The sequence below is a fragment of the Microbacterium xanthum genome (assembly GCF_034531355.1).
Taxonomy (GTDB): Bacteria; Actinomycetota; Actinomycetes; order Actinomycetales; family Microbacteriaceae; genus Microbacterium; species Microbacterium xanthum.
In genome coordinates this window covers 232,879-249,732 of sequence record NZ_JAWHUE010000003.1, presented here as the reverse complement: position 1 = coordinate 249,732, position 16,854 = coordinate 232,879, and the positions used below count along the sequence as shown (strand labels likewise).

General features: G+C 67.0%; 18 protein-coding genes and 1 tRNA gene. 10 read left to right on the top strand and 9 right to left on the bottom strand.

Annotated features, from left to right (window positions below):
- The first annotated feature begins 60 nt into the window (after window positions 1–60).
- Complete coding sequence (gene ku / locus RZO50_RS11285; RefSeq protein ID WP_322599828.1) at window positions 61–954, top strand: non-homologous end joining protein Ku; 894 nt, start codon at window positions 61–63, stop codon at window positions 952–954.
- A 9-nt stretch (window positions 955–963) separates the two neighbouring features.
- Here the strand turns inward: ku and RZO50_RS11280 are convergent, their stop codons facing one another.
- The 8 genes from RZO50_RS11280 to RZO50_RS11245 form a co-directional block, all read right to left on the bottom strand.
- Window positions 964–1,776, bottom strand: coding sequence for a DedA family protein (locus RZO50_RS11280; RefSeq protein WP_322599827.1), 813 nt, complete (start codon window positions 1,774–1,776; stop codon window positions 964–966).
- 54 nt (window positions 1,777–1,830) lie between these two features.
- Window positions 1,831–1,912: transfer RNA gene (locus RZO50_RS11275), tRNA-Leu, on the bottom strand.
- Window positions 1,913–1,977: 65 nt separating this feature from the next.
- Window positions 1,978–2,190, bottom strand: a complete 213-nt coding sequence (locus RZO50_RS11270; protein ID WP_322599826.1) for a PLDc N-terminal domain-containing protein — start codon at window positions 2,188–2,190, stop codon at window positions 1,978–1,980.
- A 71-nt stretch (window positions 2,191–2,261) separates the two neighbouring features.
- Window positions 2,262–2,507, bottom strand: a complete 246-nt coding sequence (locus tag RZO50_RS11265; RefSeq protein ID WP_322599825.1) for a ferredoxin — start codon at window positions 2,505–2,507, stop codon at window positions 2,262–2,264.
- Window positions 2,507–3,745: an NADH-ubiquinone oxidoreductase-F iron-sulfur binding region domain-containing protein gene (locus tag RZO50_RS11260; protein WP_322599824.1), complete on the bottom strand. Its 1,239-nt coding sequence runs from the start codon at window positions 3,743–3,745 to the stop codon at window positions 2,507–2,509. Before RZO50_RS11260 ends, RZO50_RS11265 begins: the two co-directional genes overlap by 1 nt.
- Window positions 3,742–4,353 carry a ferric reductase-like transmembrane domain-containing protein gene (locus RZO50_RS11255; protein ID WP_322599823.1) on the bottom strand — a complete coding sequence of 204 codons (612 nt, stop codon included), beginning with the start codon at window positions 4,351–4,353 and terminating at the stop codon, window positions 3,742–3,744. The genes RZO50_RS11260 and RZO50_RS11255 overlap by 4 nt, the downstream gene beginning before the upstream one ends.
- A complete protein-coding gene (locus tag RZO50_RS11250; protein ID WP_322599822.1) occupies window positions 4,353–5,309 on the bottom strand; it encodes an FAD:protein FMN transferase in 957 nt (318 codons plus the stop codon). The genes RZO50_RS11255 and RZO50_RS11250 overlap by 1 nt, the downstream gene beginning before the upstream one ends.
- 2 nt (window positions 5,310–5,311) lie before the next feature.
- Window positions 5,312–5,677, bottom strand: a complete 366-nt coding sequence (locus tag RZO50_RS11245) for a hypothetical protein (RefSeq protein ID WP_322599821.1) — start codon at window positions 5,675–5,677, stop codon at window positions 5,312–5,314.
- Between the two features lie 170 nt (window positions 5,678–5,847).
- Between RZO50_RS11245 and RZO50_RS11240 the strand changes: the two genes are divergently transcribed.
- From RZO50_RS11240 to RZO50_RS11215, 6 genes are all read left to right on the top strand, one after another.
- Window positions 5,848–7,053: a CpaF family protein gene (locus RZO50_RS11240; RefSeq protein WP_322599820.1), complete on the top strand. Its 1,206-nt coding sequence runs from the start codon at window positions 5,848–5,850 to the stop codon at window positions 7,051–7,053.
- Window positions 7,050–7,904 carry a type II secretion system F family protein gene (locus RZO50_RS11235; RefSeq protein WP_322599819.1) on the top strand — a complete coding sequence of 285 codons (855 nt, stop codon included), beginning with the start codon at window positions 7,050–7,052 and terminating at the stop codon, window positions 7,902–7,904. The genes RZO50_RS11240 and RZO50_RS11235 overlap by 4 nt, the downstream gene beginning before the upstream one ends.
- Window positions 7,901–8,761, top strand: a complete 861-nt coding sequence (locus RZO50_RS11230) for a type II secretion system F family protein (protein WP_322599818.1) — start codon at window positions 7,901–7,903, stop codon at window positions 8,759–8,761. Before RZO50_RS11235 ends, RZO50_RS11230 begins: the two co-directional genes overlap by 4 nt.
- A gap of 657 nt (window positions 8,762–9,418) precedes the next feature.
- Window positions 9,419–9,625, top strand: coding sequence for a hypothetical protein (locus tag RZO50_RS11225; protein ID WP_322599817.1), 207 nt, complete (start codon window positions 9,419–9,421; stop codon window positions 9,623–9,625).
- Complete coding sequence (locus tag RZO50_RS11220; RefSeq protein ID WP_322599816.1) at window positions 9,622–9,900, top strand: hypothetical protein; 279 nt, start codon at window positions 9,622–9,624, stop codon at window positions 9,898–9,900. The genes RZO50_RS11225 and RZO50_RS11220 overlap by 4 nt, the downstream gene beginning before the upstream one ends.
- Window positions 9,897–11,687 (top strand): bifunctional DNA primase/polymerase, encoded by a 1,791-nt coding sequence (locus tag RZO50_RS11215; RefSeq protein WP_322599815.1) that lies wholly within the window; start codon window positions 9,897–9,899, stop codon window positions 11,685–11,687. The genes RZO50_RS11220 and RZO50_RS11215 overlap by 4 nt, the downstream gene beginning before the upstream one ends.
- 699 nt (window positions 11,688–12,386) lie before the next feature.
- Here RZO50_RS11215 and RZO50_RS11210 read toward each other — a convergent pair.
- Window positions 12,387–12,614, bottom strand: a complete 228-nt coding sequence (locus RZO50_RS11210) for a hypothetical protein (protein WP_322599814.1) — start codon at window positions 12,612–12,614, stop codon at window positions 12,387–12,389.
- Between the two features lie 315 nt (window positions 12,615–12,929).
- Here RZO50_RS11210 and RZO50_RS11205 point away from each other — a divergent pair, with 315 nt between their 5' ends.
- Genes RZO50_RS11205 through RZO50_RS11195 form a run of 3 tightly spaced genes read left to right on the top strand, consistent with a single transcriptional unit; the run spans window position 12,930 to window position 16,812 of the window.
- Window positions 12,930–13,052, top strand: coding sequence for a hypothetical protein (locus RZO50_RS11205; protein ID WP_322599813.1), 123 nt, complete (start codon window positions 12,930–12,932; stop codon window positions 13,050–13,052).
- Entirely contained in the window at window positions 13,049–13,747 is a 699-nt protein-coding gene (locus RZO50_RS11200) for a recombinase family protein (protein WP_322599812.1), read from the top strand. The genes RZO50_RS11205 and RZO50_RS11200 overlap by 4 nt, the downstream gene beginning before the upstream one ends.
- 56 nt (window positions 13,748–13,803) lie before the next feature.
- Window positions 13,804–16,812, top strand: coding sequence for an Eco57I restriction-modification methylase domain-containing protein (locus tag RZO50_RS11195; protein WP_322599811.1), 3,009 nt, complete (start codon window positions 13,804–13,806; stop codon window positions 16,810–16,812).
- The last annotated feature ends 42 nt before the right edge of the window (window positions 16,813–16,854 follow it).

Below are 16,854 nucleotides of genomic sequence, written 5' to 3'. Positions count from 1 at the left end.
AATGCCCGCCTCGGGCGCAAGGGGTGGCATGGTCGGGTGTGACGGGTGTCTACTGGTGTGGTGAGAGCGATCTGGAAAGGCGCCCTGACCTTCGGGCTGGTCAACGTGCCGGTGAAGGTGTATTCGGCGACCGAGGACCACGACGTCCCGCTGCATCAGGTGCACAACAAGGACGGCGGGCGTATCCGCTACCAGCGCATCTGCGAGATCGACGGCGAGGTGGTGCCCTACGCCGACATCGATCGCGCGTACGACGACGGTGAGAAGACGGTGATCCTGACCAAGGACGACTTCTCCTCTCTCCCGAGCGAGAAGAGCCGCGAGATCGATGTGGTGGAGTTCGTGCCGAGCGACCAGGTGGATCTGCTGACCCTGGACAAGGCCTACTACCTGGAACCTGACTCGACGTCGCCCAAGGCGTACGTGCTGCTGCGCAAGACACTCGAACAGACCGACCGCACGGCCATCGTCCGCTTCTCACTGCGCCAGAAGACACGCTTGGCGGCGTTGCGCGTGCGCGGTGATGTGCTGGTGCTGCAGACCCTGCTGTGGGCGGACGAGGTTCGTGAGGCGTCGTTCCCGGCCCTCGACGAGTCGGTGAAGATCTCTGCCAAGGAGCTGGAGATGTCGGCCGCCCTCGTGGACAGCTTCGCCGCCGACTTCGACCCGGAGGAGTTCGAAGACGAGTATCAGGCGGAGCTGCGCACGCTCATCGACGCCAAGCTCGCTCAGGGCGATGCCCTCGACACCACCGAGACCTTCGGCGAGGCCGAGCAACCGGCATCCGGCGGCGAGGTCATCGACCTCATGGAGGCGCTGCGGGCGAGCGTGGAGAAGTCCCGCGCGGCGCGGTCGTCGAAGGAGGCGAAGGCGTCCGGGGAGGACGACGCCGAATCAGGTGGCGGTCAACCTCGCAAACCGGCGAAGAAGAAGAGCTCCGCGAAGGCCTCCTGACGCACGGGGTCAGCGAGCGCTCGCGTCCGGGTCGTCACGGCCGTGGTGTCGGGCGCTCTCGCCGTGCCGCTCCGGGTGCTCGAAGACATCGTGATCGAGGACGAGGTGGCGCGCCTCGTCTTCGTCGGTTTCGACGTCTTCACCGGCGTCCGCCGCGCGCCGGGCCTTGCGGCGCTGCTGCACGTAATGGGTCGCGACGAAGGCGACCGTGGCGAGCACGGCGACGAGGAGGATGACGTCGATGTATTCCGCGACGAAGTCGCCGACCCCGGGGATGAGGCTGATGCCGTAGCCGAAGACGGTGAGTCCGAACCCCCACAGCACGGCGCCGATGAAGTTGTAGAGCGTATAGGTCCACTTGTTCATGTGGCCGACACCGGCGGCGACGGGCGCAAAGGTCCGCACGATCGGCACGAAGCGGGCGAGGATGATCGTCAGGCCCCCGAACCGCTCGAAGAACGCGTTGGTGCGCTCGACGTTCTTGACGCTGAAGAACCCCGATTCCTTGCGCTCGAAGATCTTCGGGCCGGCCTTGTGGCCGATGAGGTATCCGACCTCGCCGCCGAGGAATGCCGCGAGTCCGATCAGCAGGCCCACGATCCACACGTTCACCCCGAAGACGCCGTGGGGTGGATGCGCGATGGGGTTCGACAGCAGTCCCGCCATGATCAGCAGGGTGTCGCCGGGGAGCAGGAACCCGACCAGGAGCCCGGTCTCTGCGAAGACGATCCCGCACACCACCAGCAGCGCCCAGGGTCCTGCGGCGTCGATGATCGCGGCGGGGTCGAGGAAGGGGATCAGTGCAGCGGGGTGCGGATGCAAGGGAGTCCCGTCGTCGGAACGGCGTCGGTCAGGGGTGCGCGAGAGGGTTTCGCGTGCGGAAGGTGGGACTTGAACCCACACGCCCGAAGGCACAGGAACCTAAATCCTGCGTGTCTGCCGATTTCACCACTCCCGCGGGTGAAGCAAGTCTACTGACCGCGGTGAATGTCTCCTGGGGGGCCCTCGGATCCGGATGTGGGATCAGCGTCGGATGCCGAAGAGGAAATAGCTCGCGGGCCCGATCCAGTTGACGAGGATGACCGGAACCCACACGGACTTGGATCCGACGACGTCCCGGGTATCGCGGTGCGCGAGGTCCCAGAAGGCCAGGGATGCGAAGGCGACCTGCAGGATGCCGACCACCCCGAGGCCCAGTTTCGAGACGGGGGAGAGGTTGTTCGTGGCGGTGCCCATGACGGTCCTTTCGCAGTCGCCTCTATTCTGACGCGACGACTCCGGGTGCACCACCCCCGGTGCTCGCGAGGTCACCGCGTCGCGCGGGATGGCCTCGCGGGCGCATCGGAGCGGTGAAGCGAAAGCGCCTGCAGCGGGCACAGTGCGACGGCTTCGCGGGCCGCGGCCATGTCTCGGCGCGGCACCGGGACATTCGAGCCCGAGCCGTCGACGGCCAACGGGTAGCCCCACTCATCGCGGTCGAGGCCGTCGAGCAGCTCGGTACACGCCCCGCGCCCCCGGCACGCGGTCCAGTCGATGTGCAACGAATGCGTCATCAGCGGGGACTCCTTCCGCATCGTCCCGTCAGGTGGGCGGCGACCTCGTCGGCGAACGTATCCAGCGTGCTCAACACGAATCGCGCGGTGCCGTCCGGGTGATGGCACGAACCGCGGCCACGCACCAGAGCGCCCATGCGGCGGATCTCGTCTTCGGTGTGCGCGTCCGCTCGCCCCTCGGCGAGGTCGGTGAGCGTCTGGGCCATGCGGGGGAGCCCGTTCAGGCAGGGCCCGCACTGCCGTGCCGACTGTGAGGCGAGGTACATCGCGATGCGCGAGGCGGTGGCCAGCGGACACTCGTCCGGTGCGAGAGCGAGGAGGATCCCCGCCCCGGGGGAGGCGCCGAAGGGCGCGAGGGCGGACCGGCTGAGCGGAGTGTCGAGACGGTCGGCTGCGACCCATGCGCCGTGGTATCCGCCCACGAGCGTCGCCCCGACCCGGGTCGTGTCGAGTCCGGCGACGTCGAGGGCGCGGCGGATCGAGATCGCACCCGCGGCCTCCACCACGCGGGTACCGCGCTCGCCGGTGACCGACAGCAGCCGCGTCCCCGGCTCGTCCGGCGTGCCGATGGTGCGGAACCACTCCGCGCCCCACCGGACGACCAGGGCGATGTGCGCGAGCGTCTCGACGTTCTGCACCAGGGTCGGTCGGCCCCTGAGTCCCGCGTCCGTCAGCCGCGTGGTGCGGTCGGTGGGCACGGCGCGGCCGGTGCGCAGGGAGTTGACCACGGCCGAGGCCTCGCCGGAGACGAAGGTGTCGGCGATGAGGTGCAGCGACACGTCGCCGGCGTCATCACGTTCGGCGATCGCGGAGCGCACCGTCGTCAGCTGCCGGGAGCCGGAGACAAGATGGATCTCCGCGGCGTCGATCGCGCGGGCCACCGCGAGCAGTCCGTCGAGTACGAGGTGAGGAGCCCGTGCGAGCAGGGTCGCATCCTTGATGCTCAACGGCTCGCCCTCGGCGCCGTTCGCGATCACGACGGGCCGCCGACCGCGGGGGTCGACCGCCGTGAGCTTGCGCCACGTGGGGAATGCCGCGCCGCCACGACCGCCCAGGCCAGATCGCTCGAGTGCGGCGGTGAGGGTCGGTCGATCGACAGGGGGGAGCTGTCCGTGGACGGCGAGGTGCTCGGGCCATGACGGCGCGGTAGCCGACAGGAGCCGCGATACCCCTGTGGGGGCGGCGGGTGTCGCGGCGCGGGCGCGAGAGCGGCGGGGGGCGGCGGCGGTGGAGGTCATGAGCGGACTCCCGTCGTGGGTGGTGCCGGGTGATGGGGTGCCGGCGCGGCGGCGATCGTGGTGACGGGGGCGGAGAGGTCCGGGCGTGCGAACCGAGGGGTCACGCGCCACACCACGGCGGCGGCCACGGCGGCGGTGCAGACGACCGTGAATGCGATGAAGGCGGGAGTGGCGGCGTCGGTCCCCGTTCCCAACGCGTGTATGAGCGCGATCGGCCACATCACGTAGGTGCTCCCGTGAACGATGCGGAACGTGCGGCGCCCGATGCGGTTGCGCAACAGTCCGGTGATCATGATCGCCAGCAGCAGGTCGAAGCCGACGGTACCCAGGCCCAGCCAGAACGGGCGGTATTCGCCGACGAAGGGCACGACGAGGTCGATCAGCTCGAGCTGAGCGTAGGGGTCGAACAGCAGGGTGATGATGTGGATGAGGATGAACGCGGTGGCCAGGAGCGACGCGTTCCGGTGGACCAGTGTCACCGCGAAGCGCGGAAGTCCGATGGTCGGACGGCCCGCCCGCGTCAGGATGCCCAACAGAACCGCGACGGTGAACAGGGCGAGTCCGATGATCCCGGTGGCGCGGCCCACCGCCCAGAGTGCTTCGTCCATCAGGCAGCGCTCGCGCTGTTCGTGGCGGCGAGTTCGGCCTCTTCCGGCCAATCGCCGGTGAAGACGGTCCTCCCGTCACGTCCGATCAGTCGTGCCGGAACGCCGTGGGCCTCCAGCCACTCGGGCGCCGCGGTCCCCGCGACGATCGCGCCCGTGCTGAAGGTGTTGGCGCGCACACAGGTGCGTGCGGCTACGGTGACGGTGCGCCACACCGGATCGGCGGGGAGACCGGTCCGCGGGTCGAGGATGTGATGATGCGTGAGCCCGGCGCGGTTCCAGCGTCGTTTCTGCGTGCTGGAGGTCGCGAGCGCGCGGCCCGCACCCAGTGCCACCTGCGCGGCCGGATCGCCCGGGAGATCGCGCACGACGACGTTCCATCCCTCTGCCGGTGCGGTGCCGGCCGTGGCGATGTCACCACCGAGGGCGATCAGGACCCCGCCGCCGACTTCCTCGTGCACGCGCGCGGCGGCGGCATCGCATGCCGCAGCCTTCGCGGTCGCGCCCAGATCCAGGGCCAGGTGCGCGGGCACCCGGAGGGTGCGAGCGCGCAGACTCACGCTGCGCCAACCCGGACGGGGGGAGACGACCGCGCGGATGAGGCCGCTGTCGTCCTCGATGAGGTCGATGTCGCGGTCGTAGCCGATGGCGTCCATCGCATACCGCAGGGTCGGGTCGACCAGGCCCTGGGTGAGAACGGCGGCGTCGAGCGCGGTGCGGACCAGACGTGCCAATGTCGGGCTCACCTCGGCTCCGTCCGGGAGGGCGGTGTGCAGCCGGTTGAGTTCGGAGTCGGATCGGAATCGGCTGCACGCGGCATCGATTCCGGCGAGTTCCTCGTCGACGAGGCGAGCGGCCTGCTGCATCCGCGCAGGGTCACGCGCCTCGGGGCCGGCGAGCACGAGACGCGCGTCGGTGCTCCAGACGGTCCAGTCGCGTGTGGCGATGTCGCGGGTCATGGTCACGATCCGCTCGAGGTGGCGGCCGCGTCCGACGACGAGCTCGAGGTCACCGAACCCGAGTCCTCGCTCTCGACCGTCTGCGCGGCGTCGTCCGTGTCGGTTCCGGATGTCTCCTGGGCCGAGGAGTCGTCGGACTCGGCGTCGTCGACGGTCTCGGCCGGGGTGGTGGCCGTGCCGGAGGTGTCCTCCGAGGTGCTCGAGGCGCCAGACGAGGTCTCGCCGGTGGTGACGCCTTCGGCGACGGTCTCGGTCGCGAAGGCGTCGCCGACGACCAGCGCGGTGGCGCCGGCGCCGACGAGGCCGGCCACGCCGAGCATCAGGGTGGTCAGCCGGGCGTTGCGGCGTCCGCGTGCTCGTTCGCTCATGATCGGTGCTCCTCGCTGGTCGATGGTCCGGTGGGGTTGATCCGAGTGTGGAATCGTCGGCTATGGGGCGGCTATGCCGCGGTCCGGATTCGGGTATGAACCGTCGGGCCGCCCCGCCGGCCTGTGGATAACGAAGACGACGGACACGCCGAACTTGCAAGGATTCCCGCGTGACCATCGCCGCCGACCCCGCCGTGTCGGTCGCCGAGCGCGTCCGCGAACGGCTGCGCCGTGAAGCCGCCGACCCGTCCCGTGAACCGGATCGTGCCGCGCAGATCGCCCGCTCGGAGGTGCGTCGACACAACGATTTCGCACTCGCACGGGGCCTGCGGCCGGTGGATGACGAGGCGGCGTGCGTCCGGCAGGTGCTCGCGTCGGTCTCCGGTTTCGGCGCGTTGCAGTCCTACCTCGACGACCCGACCGTCGAAGAGCTGTGGATCAACGCGCCCGACCGCATCCATGTGGCACGGGACGGAGTGTCGGAGAGGGTTCCCCTGAAACTGACCGACACCGCGGTGCGGGACCTCGTGGAGCGGATGCTGCACTCCACCGGGCGTCGGGTCGATCTCTCGCAGCCTTTCGTGGACGCGTCCCTTCCCGATGGGTCGCGGCTGCACGTCGTGATCCCCGACATCACCCGCCGTCATTGGGCGGTGAACATCCGGAAGTTCCGGGCCAACCTGCGTGACCTCGGCGAACTCGTGCGTCTCGGCTCGCTCGCCCCCGAGGCCGCGGAGATCCTTTTCGATGCGGTCCGTTCAGGGCGGAGCATCGTGGTTTCTGGAGCCACCCACGCCGGGAAGACGACGCTCCTCGGGGCGCTCATCGCCGCCTGCGCACCCGAGACGCGCATCGTGACCGTGGAAGAGACCTTCGAACTCGCCGTGGATGCTCCGGACATGGTGTCGTTGCAGGGCCGTCAGCCGAGCCTCGAAGGGACGGGCGAGGTGAGTCTGCGACGTCTCGTGAAAGAGGCGCTCCGCATGCGACCGGATCGCCTGGTGGTCGGCGAAGTGCGTGACGCCGAAGCCCTTGATCTCGTGCTCGCGCTGAACACCGGCGTGCCCGGGGCCGCGACCGTGCACGCGAACTCCGCGCGGGACGCGCTCGCCAAGCTCGCCGCGCTTCCTCTGCTGGCGGGGCGCAACATCGATGCCGGGTTCATCCAGCCCGCGATCGCATCGTCGGTTCACCTGGTCGCGCATTGTCGCCGCGCACCCGACGGGCGCCGCCGTGTCACCGAGATCGTCACCCCCGACGGGGTGGACGAGGGCGGGATCCGCGCCCGCACCCTCTACCACGACCGGTCCCTCGGGAGCACGGCAGCCGAGCGACGCGATCCGGACGCGGGTGACGACGATGGGTCCGCGCGATGACGTGGATCTGGGGAGCGACGCTGGCCGCCGGCATCCTGCTGTCGATCTCGCCCTGGGTGTGGCCGCACCGCCCGAAGGTGCCCGCCGCGGTCACCGGCGGGCTCGGGGCTCTGCTCGAGGGGGCCGGTCTGGCCAGGGTTGCGCCGAGCAGCGTCGTGGCGGTCGCCGGTCTGTGTGCACTGCTGGCCACGGCGATCGCCTGGCTGATCATCCCGGTGGTCGTCCTCGCCCTCGTCGCCGGTGTGGCGGCCGCGTTCGCGCCTTTCGGCTTCCTCCGCGCCCGTCGCACGCGGCTCCGCCGCGCACGACGAGGACTCTGGCCGGACGTGTGCGACCTGCTCATCGCCTCGGTGCGCGCGGGCATGTCGCTGCCGGACGCGGTCGCCGCGCTCGCCGACTCGGCCCCGGCGCCGTTGCGTCCGGCCTTCGCCGCCTTCGCGCGTGACATCGCCGCGTCGGGGCACTTCGATTCCGCGGCGGTGCGATTGAAGCAGAATCTCGGTGATCCTGTCGCCGACCGCATCGTGGAGACCCTCCGGATGGCGAGGCAGGTGGGTGGCACCGAGCTGACGGCGGTCCTTCGCGCCCTCTCGGCATCGGTGCGGGCGGACGCGGCTCTGCGCGCGGAGGTCGAAGCTCGTCAGTCGTGGGTGCGGGGTGCCGCGGTCCTCGGTGTCACGGCGCCGTGGGTGATCCTGGGTCTGCTCGCGCTGCGGCCGGAGGGCGCGCGAGCGTATGGGAGCGCGGAAGGGGTGGTGCTGATCGTGATCGGAGCCGTGGTGTCGGTCGTGGCGTACCGCATCATGATCCGCCTGGGCCGGCTTCCCGAACCGCGGCGGTGGTTCGCATGATGGTCGCGACGGAACTCGCCGTGGCCATCGTGCTGGGCACGGCATTCGGGCTCGGCGTCTGCCTGCTGTTGGCGCGCTTGCCGCGCATCGGTGCGACGAGTCTCTCGCGCAGGGTCGCCCCGTACGTGCGCGACGTGGTCGATCCCCGAGGGGTCGTGGTCGAGGGGACGGGGCCCGGCTGGGACTCGGCCATGCTCGGCCGCCGCGCGGCGGAGGTTCTGGGTCGCGCGGTGGGTTCGTCGGAGACGATCGAGCGGCGCCTTCGGCAGGCGGGCAGGCCGATCGATGTCACCGCCTTCCGGGCGCGGCAACTCGGGTGGACCCTCGCAGGATTCGGAATCGGCGCAGCCGGCGCCGTGGCGTTGGTCCTCCTCGGTCGCGCGAGCGCCGCATCCGTCCTCCTCCCGGTCGTCGGGGGAGTGGCCGCGTTCCTGCTGTGCGACCACCTCCTCTCGCGTGCCGCATCGGCGCGGCTCGCGCGCATCGGCGAGGAGCTTCCCACGGTGCTGGAGTTCCTTGCGCTGTGCCTGTCGGCAGGGGAGGGAATCCTCGATTCACTCCGACGTGTCTCCGCCGTGGGCGCGGGCGAGTTGACGGGCGAAGTGCGCGTCGCGGTCGTCGAGGTCGGCACGGGCTCGTCGCTGTCGGAGGCGCTGGCAGGCATGTCGCGGCGCATCGCGCTGCCGGCGGTCAGCCGGAGCATCGACCAGATCGTCGCGGCCATCGATCGCGGCGCGCCGCTCGCGGACGTGCTGCACGCGCAGGCCTCGGATGCGCGCGAAGACGCCAAGCGCGCACTCCTCGAGAGCGCCGGGCGTAAGGAGATCGCGATGCTCGTGCCCCAAACAATTGCGTAAACATACCTTCTGGGCCACGGCTTGCCAGCGCGGCAATTTGACGCCGTGCGGTGGCCCACCAGCCCCGAGCCGGCTCCTGCCATGTGTGGACACCCAGCATGCCGCCCACGGGTGTCGGTGCGAGCGGCTCTGAGCGCCCTCTGAGCGGTCTGACAGCCTGCCCCTGGCCCCACCACTGCCGCAGGCACCGCCAACGCATCGGCGCGGCGCAGGCGTGCGGGGCCGGTACAGCAGCCGAACACGCCATCTGACCGGGGTTTCTTCGATTGGTTTGGCGCGCGGTGTCTCGGCATGCAGAATTTGTTATAGCAACAGCAGCCGGGGCGGATGCCTGGGTTGGCGGGCGACATGCCCCAGGCGAAATGCCTCTGGGTGCACCGACGGATCGTACGTCAAAAGCAGACGCCGCGAAATGCGGTGGAGCAGGTGGCCGTGGAGAGCGGCACGGACAGGGTCAGGGAAATCCTGGCGCTGGTCGAGGGACACCTCGGCACAACTGTTCAAGCCGAAACGGCTGGGCAGGTAGTGCAGCACTGACTGATGCTGGTGCGGGCGAAATGCCCCCGGCTGAGGCAGGGCTTCCCGTGTCGATTCACTCCGGTTGCGTGGCCCCGTGTCGTGGGCTCCTCCGGGGGCTCAGTCCTAGGGGCATCCCTCATGTCGTCCATCAAGAAGCAGAAGGCCGTGGCAGTGGCCAGGGCTTCACAGACCAAAGATCCAGGCCAGATTGCCGATGCCCGCCGTGAGCTGGCTCTGGCCAACATTCAGGCCGCAATCGAACGCAACGTCGCCAAGGCGCCGCCCCTCACGCCCGAACAGATCAAGCTCCTCACCGGGCTGCTGCGGACGGGGGGCCAGCGATGAGCGCCCAGGTCGGCACCTGGCGTCGCCACAAATGCAGCCAGAACCACCGTGAATATCACGCCTGGATCAAGTGCAAGATCGGTGCGCGGCGCGTGTTGTGGGTGCAGGGGTCCGGCCCCTACGCGACCATCTCGTGGTGCGGTGCTGCCAATGACGTGTCCGTCACCCTGCACGGCAACGCTGCTGACGCCCTCGCCGCACTGAAGCAGATCAATCGCTTGGGCTGCTGCGGACGCTGCACCGGCAACCACCAGGTTGTTGAGGTCGTTCTGTGAGCGCGGTAGACGTCGCCCTCAGCCTGGCCGCGCTCGGCTGGCATGTTTTCCCGTGCGCTGCCAACGGCAAGCCACTGGTCCGCTGGGGCGAGGAAGCGACCACCGACCGTGCCGCCATCAGGAAGTGGTTCCGCCGCGATGAGCGCGTGGGCATCCACTGCGGGCGCAGCGGCCTGCTGGTGGTTGACCGTGACCGCAAGGACGGCCGCGATGGGTTCGCCAGCCTGAAGGCGGAGGGCCGCCCGCTGCCGCGCACGTTCCACTACACCAGCCGCAGCGGCAAGGGTCGTCACGACTTCTACGCGGCCCCTGCGGACGTTGACTGCACCATCGCCACCGACGTGCACGGCATGAAAGGTGTGGACATTCGAGCAGGCCAGGGCATAGTCATCTACAACGGCCCCGCGCTCACCGAGGCACCGCAGCTCGCACCGGCCCCGGCATGGGGTGTCGTTCAGCGTCAGGAGCACGGGTACTCGTCCACAGTGTCGCTGGATGCCTGGCTGGCCGAAGAGCGCAGCCCCGAGCCCAGCGCCAAGGCGCGCAGGCTCGCCGCGGCGATGCCGCTTGAAGGCGTGAGCAATCCTGACCTGCTGGCCCTGCTGACGCCGCTGGTCGACGCCCTGATGATGGGTTACGGTCGCCGACTCACGTACGACATTGCGCGTGAACGCTATACCCGCAACTATCCGGACGCGGGCGAGGCGTTCGACAAGGCATGGACACGGGCCATTGCGCGGGTTGAGGCCGACTGGGACGCCGTTATGCAGGCACCCCCGACCGAGTACGTGTCGCGCGCACGCGACGAGCACGACAGCGATGACCTGTACGTAGACGTTGCTGCGGTACTGCGCGGTGCCCGCCGCAGGGCCAAGGCCACCATCGGCACGCGCACGGACGGCCAGGGGCTGTTCTACCGGGGCAAGGTCAACACCCTGATGGGCGACCCCGAGTCGGGTAAGACGCTCATCGCGGCGTGCATCGCGGCTGATGTGCTGGCTGCTGGTGGGCGCGTGCTGTGGCTCGACCTTGACCACAACGGCGGGCCTGACATGGTGGCGCTGCTGCAAGGGTTCGGTGTCCACACCAGCGTGCTGATGGACCGCGCCCGGTTCCGCCTTGCCAGTGAAGTGCTCGACGGTCAGGAGGACGTGTTGCGCGCAGTGGCCGACGCCGCCGAGTGGGGGCCGGACTACGTCGTCATCGACAGCGTGGGCGAGCTGCTGCCGTTGTTCGGTGCATCCAGCGACTCGGCTGATGACTTCACGTCGGTCAATCGCAAGGTGGCTGCGCGGCTGGCGACTCAGGGCGCGTGCGTCGTGACCATCGACCACTTGGCCAAGGGTCATGACTCCCGCGCGTACGGGGCGTCGGGCACGATGGCCAAGAAGCGCGCCGCGAACGGTGCCTACTACGAGGTCGTCAACGTCATCACGTTCACGCCGTCCGGTGGTGGCCGCGCCGACCTGCGCATCGTCAAGGACCGCCCCGGCAACGTGCGCGACAACTCCCCGCGTGACGGTAAGCGCCCGCGCGCTGCCAGCTTCGGCCTGAACCGCGATGCCCAGGACCAGCCGCAGTGGAGGTTCTTCGCGCCGCAGGACGCACCAGTCAAGCCGCCGACCCGCTCGCTTGAGGTGCAGATGGTCGAGTCAGATGTGGACAAGCTGCGCGCGCTTGACCCTGCGCCTACCTCCAAGCGTGACGTCATGGCCCGCATGAAGTGGGGCGGTCCCCGTGCGCTGGAAGCCCTGCGGCAGTACCGGGAGGCGATGGCCAATGCCTGAGCTCGACCCCCGCGCAGTGTGCTTCGCCCGCGCCTACCACTGCCCCGACTGTAACGTCCGCACTCGGCTAGAAGTTGACGCGTTCGGCGTGCATCACCTGACCGTCATCCACGACGACAGCTGCCCGTGGTTGTCCGCACGAGAGGGCAACTTATGACAATTCCTCGGTACCGGGCCAGGCCCACTCACGTCCAGGGTACTGCGGTACCGGCGGTACCCCCCTATAAGGAGGGGTACCACCCAGTACCACCGCACCTTTTCCCTGCAAGTACAGGCATCGAGCGGTACCGGGGTCCGGTACTGGTACCACGTCGTCGGTACCGCTGCGCAGCGTCAAGAGCGCGGGATCGGAGGCCTGCGATTACTGAAAAACGCTCGCGGTTGTGTGGACATGCCCCACGCTGCGCAGGAGGAAGACGTCATGAGCCCTGACGCCGCGTGGCGCGACCTGAATAGCGCGCTCGAACAACTCGATCACGTTCTCAGCGCAGACGGAACAGACCGCAAGACTGGGCGCGGCTCTTCGGACCCCCTTTTTGCCGCGCCCTGCTGGGCGGTGCATCGCCCAGATTTGAGATGCCCTCGGCACCCGCCGGGGGCTCTTCGCCTGTGGCTGGGAACGGGAGCCAGAAGCCCCAGGGCACCGCTTCGGCTCAGCTAGAGGACGCTCGCGCGAGCACGCCCGGCGGAGTGGAAGCCTTATGGCGACTGACCTGCGCGGGCCAGCGAGTGGTCCGCGAGGAATCGTGCGACCGCTTTGTCCGACGCCCCTGAGGCGCGCATTGCACGGGCGGTTGCACGCATCTCGAGGTGCGCGGTCCAGACAGCAATCAAGCTCTTGAGGTTCAAGACCTTGGCCACAGCGATCACAAGAGCCACCACATAGACCCCGGCAAGGGGAGCGACTATGTAGCCGATGTCAATCATCTCGGAGCCTCCGTCTCAAGCGCGCAACAAACGTCAGATGGTTTGATATGCGGCCCGCTTGGTCGGTGCCCACCGGTCGAAGGGACGACCGGTTGCTTAGAGCATGGCAGAGCAGGGGCACAGCCGCAACCATCAATTCGCCGCAGTGAAGGCCGCAGGCGGAGCCTGACATCTCAGACGGCGGGACAGCGTCGACTGTAGATGCGCTTAACGCTCAGCGAATGAAACCAGTGTTCAGCAGTCTGCTGGCCTGAAGGGTCCCCTTGCGGCATAGTTTAATGCAGTCGAACAAATGTTCTATTTCAGGGAGATCATGTGAACGCGACACTCCGCCGTCACCACGACGCCATTCAGCAACTCGCTCGTGACGAGTGGCCCGCCGACGAGGCGCAGGAAACGCACGTCACGTCGGTGGCTGAGACCGAGGTCACCCAATGACAACGATGGTCGGCTACCTCCGGGTGTCGACGGAAGAGCAGGCGACCAGCGGGCTGGGCCTGGGCGCTCAGCGAGACACGATCCAGCGATATGCCGACGCTCACGGGTGGGAGGTTACCTACTACGTGGACGAGGGCTTGTCGGCCAAGAGCATGGATCGTCCCCAGCTTCAGGCCGCGCTTACCCGGCTGCACGTCCTGCCTAAGCGCCGTGACATTGACGGCATCGTGGTGGCGAAGCTCGACCGTCTGAGCCGCAGCGTGCATGACTTCTCAGGCATCCTCAAGCTGGCCGCAGCGCGAAAGTGGGCCGTCGTCGCTATCGACCTCGGGGTGGACACCAGCACCCCCACGGGCAAGCTTGTGGCCAACGTGATGATGAGCGTGGCCGAGTGGGAGCGGGAGGTCATCGGGGAGCGCACGTCAGCTGCGATGCAGGCTGCGAAGCGTCAAGGCAGGCACATGGGGCGTGTGTCGGTCCTGCCCAGGCCTACGGGAGATCGTCTGCTCGAGTTGCGCGCTACGCACACGCTGGCCGCGGTTGCTGCGCAGCTGAACGCGGAGGGTCTCAGCACCGCACTGGGAGAGCCGTGGTCAGCAAACACAGTCGCCAAGGTGCAGAAGCGCCTCCGGGCTGCTGACACTGCGTCTAGCGATGAGCAGGGCGCGCGGATGGCAAGCGCGCGGGGGTTGTGAGCGATGGGTGGCGGGTCGCGCGAGGGGGCATATGTCCCCTCAGCTAGTCTGCGAGGGTGGCGAGTCTTTTCGGTGAGTTCCAGTTGCGTGAGCTAGCGGCCGACCTGCAGATCCCCGATCTGGCGGTCAAGATTGAGACGCTGAGAGCGTGGCAGAACGACTATCACAATGGAACTTTGAAGGCCGACAACGAAACGTCTCGGGAGCAGGCGTACAACCGCGACATGTTTGGCGTCGTGCTCGGTTATGTAGACAAGCCCGCGTCGCCCTTCACGTTCGAGGCGAAGTCCTCTACTGACACGGGACAAATTCCGGACGCTCGCATTGGTTGGTTCGACTCTGCGGCTCAAATGCAGCGAACTGTTGCAGTGGTTGAGCTAAAGGGCGCGTCGATCTCGTTGGATAGGCCTCAGAAGAACCACGGCAACCTAAGCCCCGTGCAGCAGGGCTTCAAGTACCGCCCGCAGTATCGGGGTTGCGAGTTTGTTATCGTCAGCAACTTCTACGAGTTTCGGCTCTATAACGACAACCAACTGGACTACGAGGCGTGGACGCTCGACGACCTCGTGGACCCCGCTGACGACTACCTGACATTCAGGGTCTTCTACCTTTTGTTGGCCAGTAGTCGCTTCGTGGCGCCGGTGGGCAAGACGCCCACACAGGAGATGCTCCTGGACATTCGGGGCAAGCAGGAGGAGATCGGGCGCCAGTTCTACGCGGACTACCGGGACGCGCGCGCACGACTCATTAGCAGCATCTGGCTGCTGAACGGCGACCGCGGTTTTGATTCCGCCGTGGTGATCGACAAGGCGCAGAAGGTCGTAGACCGAATTGTGTTCGCCTGCTTCGCAGAGGACCGTGGCCTTCTTCCCGAGAAGACTGTTGCTCGGGTGCTGCGCGACGGGGACGCTAGCTCGTTCGGAAGCCTATGGTCCACGTTCCGGTCATTTTTCGAGGCGGTCGATCAGGGCAGCGCAAAACTCGGAATTGCGCGTGGCTTCAACGGCGGCCTCTACGCGAAGGATGACGTTCTCGACTCCATGAATATCGGTGACGCGGCCCTGCGGGACCTCGCCAACCTGAGCCAGTACAACTTCGTGGAGGACCTCAGCGTTTCCATTCTCGGCCACATTTTCGAACAGTCCATCAACGATCTCGAACTCATCCAGAGTGCAGCCGCATCTACGGGTTCTCTCGCTGAGTCAAACTTGTCGCAGCGAAAGATGGGTGGCATCTACTACACTCCCGAGGCTGCGGTCCGGTCCATCATCGACGAGTCTCTGGGGCGGTACCTACGCACGGCGGAGGAGCGCTTCATTCGAGACAACAACCTCCGTGAGCGAATCGGGGACAAGAAGTACGCGGAACTTGAGCGCGTGGCGTACATGCAGTACCGGACGTTCCTGCACAATATTCGCGTGCTCGACCCCGCCTGTGGGTCCGGCGCCTTCCTCGTCGGAGCGCTTGACTACCTCGCTGCCGAGCATCGGCGCATCGCGCAGATAATTGGCGATGATTTGCTTGCGGGAGAAGACTTCATCAAGGAGATCCTCCAGCAGAACCTCTTTGGCGTGGATGTCAACGCAGGATCGGTTGAGATTACCAAGCTGAGCCTGTGGTTGAAGTCTGCTCGAAAGGGGCAGCAGCTGACAACCCTGGACGCGAACATCCGCTGTGGCAACAGCCTCATTTCCGACCATGCGGTAGCCGGAGCCCGCGCTCTTGTCTGGGAAGCCGAGTTCGCCGACGTCTTCGGAGACGGCGGATTTGATGTGGTCATCGGGAACCCGCCGTATGTCGACTCCGAGACGATGGTCCGGACCTCGCCGCTGGAGCGAACGTTCATCACGGGCGCGTTCACCTCGGCAAGTGGCAACTGGGATCTGTTCGTGCCGTTCTTTCAGCGAGCATTCGACCTCACGAGGAGTGGGGGAGTCTGCACCATGATCGTCCCCAACAAGATCGTCAGCGCTCCGTACGCGCAGGCCCTTCGTGAATACATCGAAGACCACGGCTCTCTGGTTTCGATCACGGATGTGTCCCGCGACGGCATCTTTGACGTTGATGTCTATCCGGTGATTGTCACGACCCGCAAAGCGCCATCGACAGGAACGGTGGAGGTTGCTTCTGGTCTTGGCCCCCATAACGAGGTCGTTCTTGTCGAGCTCCCGGGAACCGGCACCTGGGATGGACTGTTTCATGAGGCGCCGCCGGCCGGAACTCGACCGCTCTCAGCGATCGCTGCTGTGCACTCGGCGGCTGCGGTCGCAGAAGCGTACGCACTCAAGGAGGTGCTCGACGATGATGCCAGCGCCATGACGAAACTGAAGGTGATCAATACCGGCACCATCGATCCATACAGCGTCGACTGGGCGCTTTGGCCGATGAGGTATATCAAGCAGGTGTACACCGCTCCGGTTGTGGCGGAGGCCGACCTGCCCAAACCGAAAGCGTGGCTTGGGCAGTCAATGATCGCTGTCGCGGGTATGGCTCAACGCGTGGAGGCTGTGGTCTCCACACCGCATACATACCTGCCTGCAAAGTCAACCGTTGTTGTGGTTCCGCTGAGCGAGCTTGACGCATACGGCTTAGTGGCGCTCCTGAACTCGACGCCCTTCAGTGAGCGGTTTATCGCTGCGAATCAGTTCGCAGCCATGGCAGGCGGATACGTCACGATCACGAAGACGAACCTTGGAGTTGCGCCTATTCCAGCTGATTTGTCGAGTGTCGCCGCAAACCTGAACAGGCTCGGTCGGCTCGCGACTGATCAGCGCAACGAGCTCTACAAGATGACCACGACACTGCGATCCGTGCTCGTGTCTGAATTCGGCCACATCGCGTGGAGCAAACGTCTCCTGCGTTGGTGGGAACTCGATTTTCAGGACTACGCGTCTTCAATCGGCGTCAGCATGACGATGAAGCGTAAAGCGGACCTTGTGAAGTTTCACTCCGAGATGCGCGCGAACGCGCTAGTCCACGCGGAGGCCTTCAACCAGGCGATCGTCGATATTGACGACGTCGTAAGCCGAGCGTACTTGGCAGTTGCCGAGAAGAGTGAAGACTGAGGTCGCTCCTGCATGCCCCTCGGAAGCGGCGCATCATTCGTA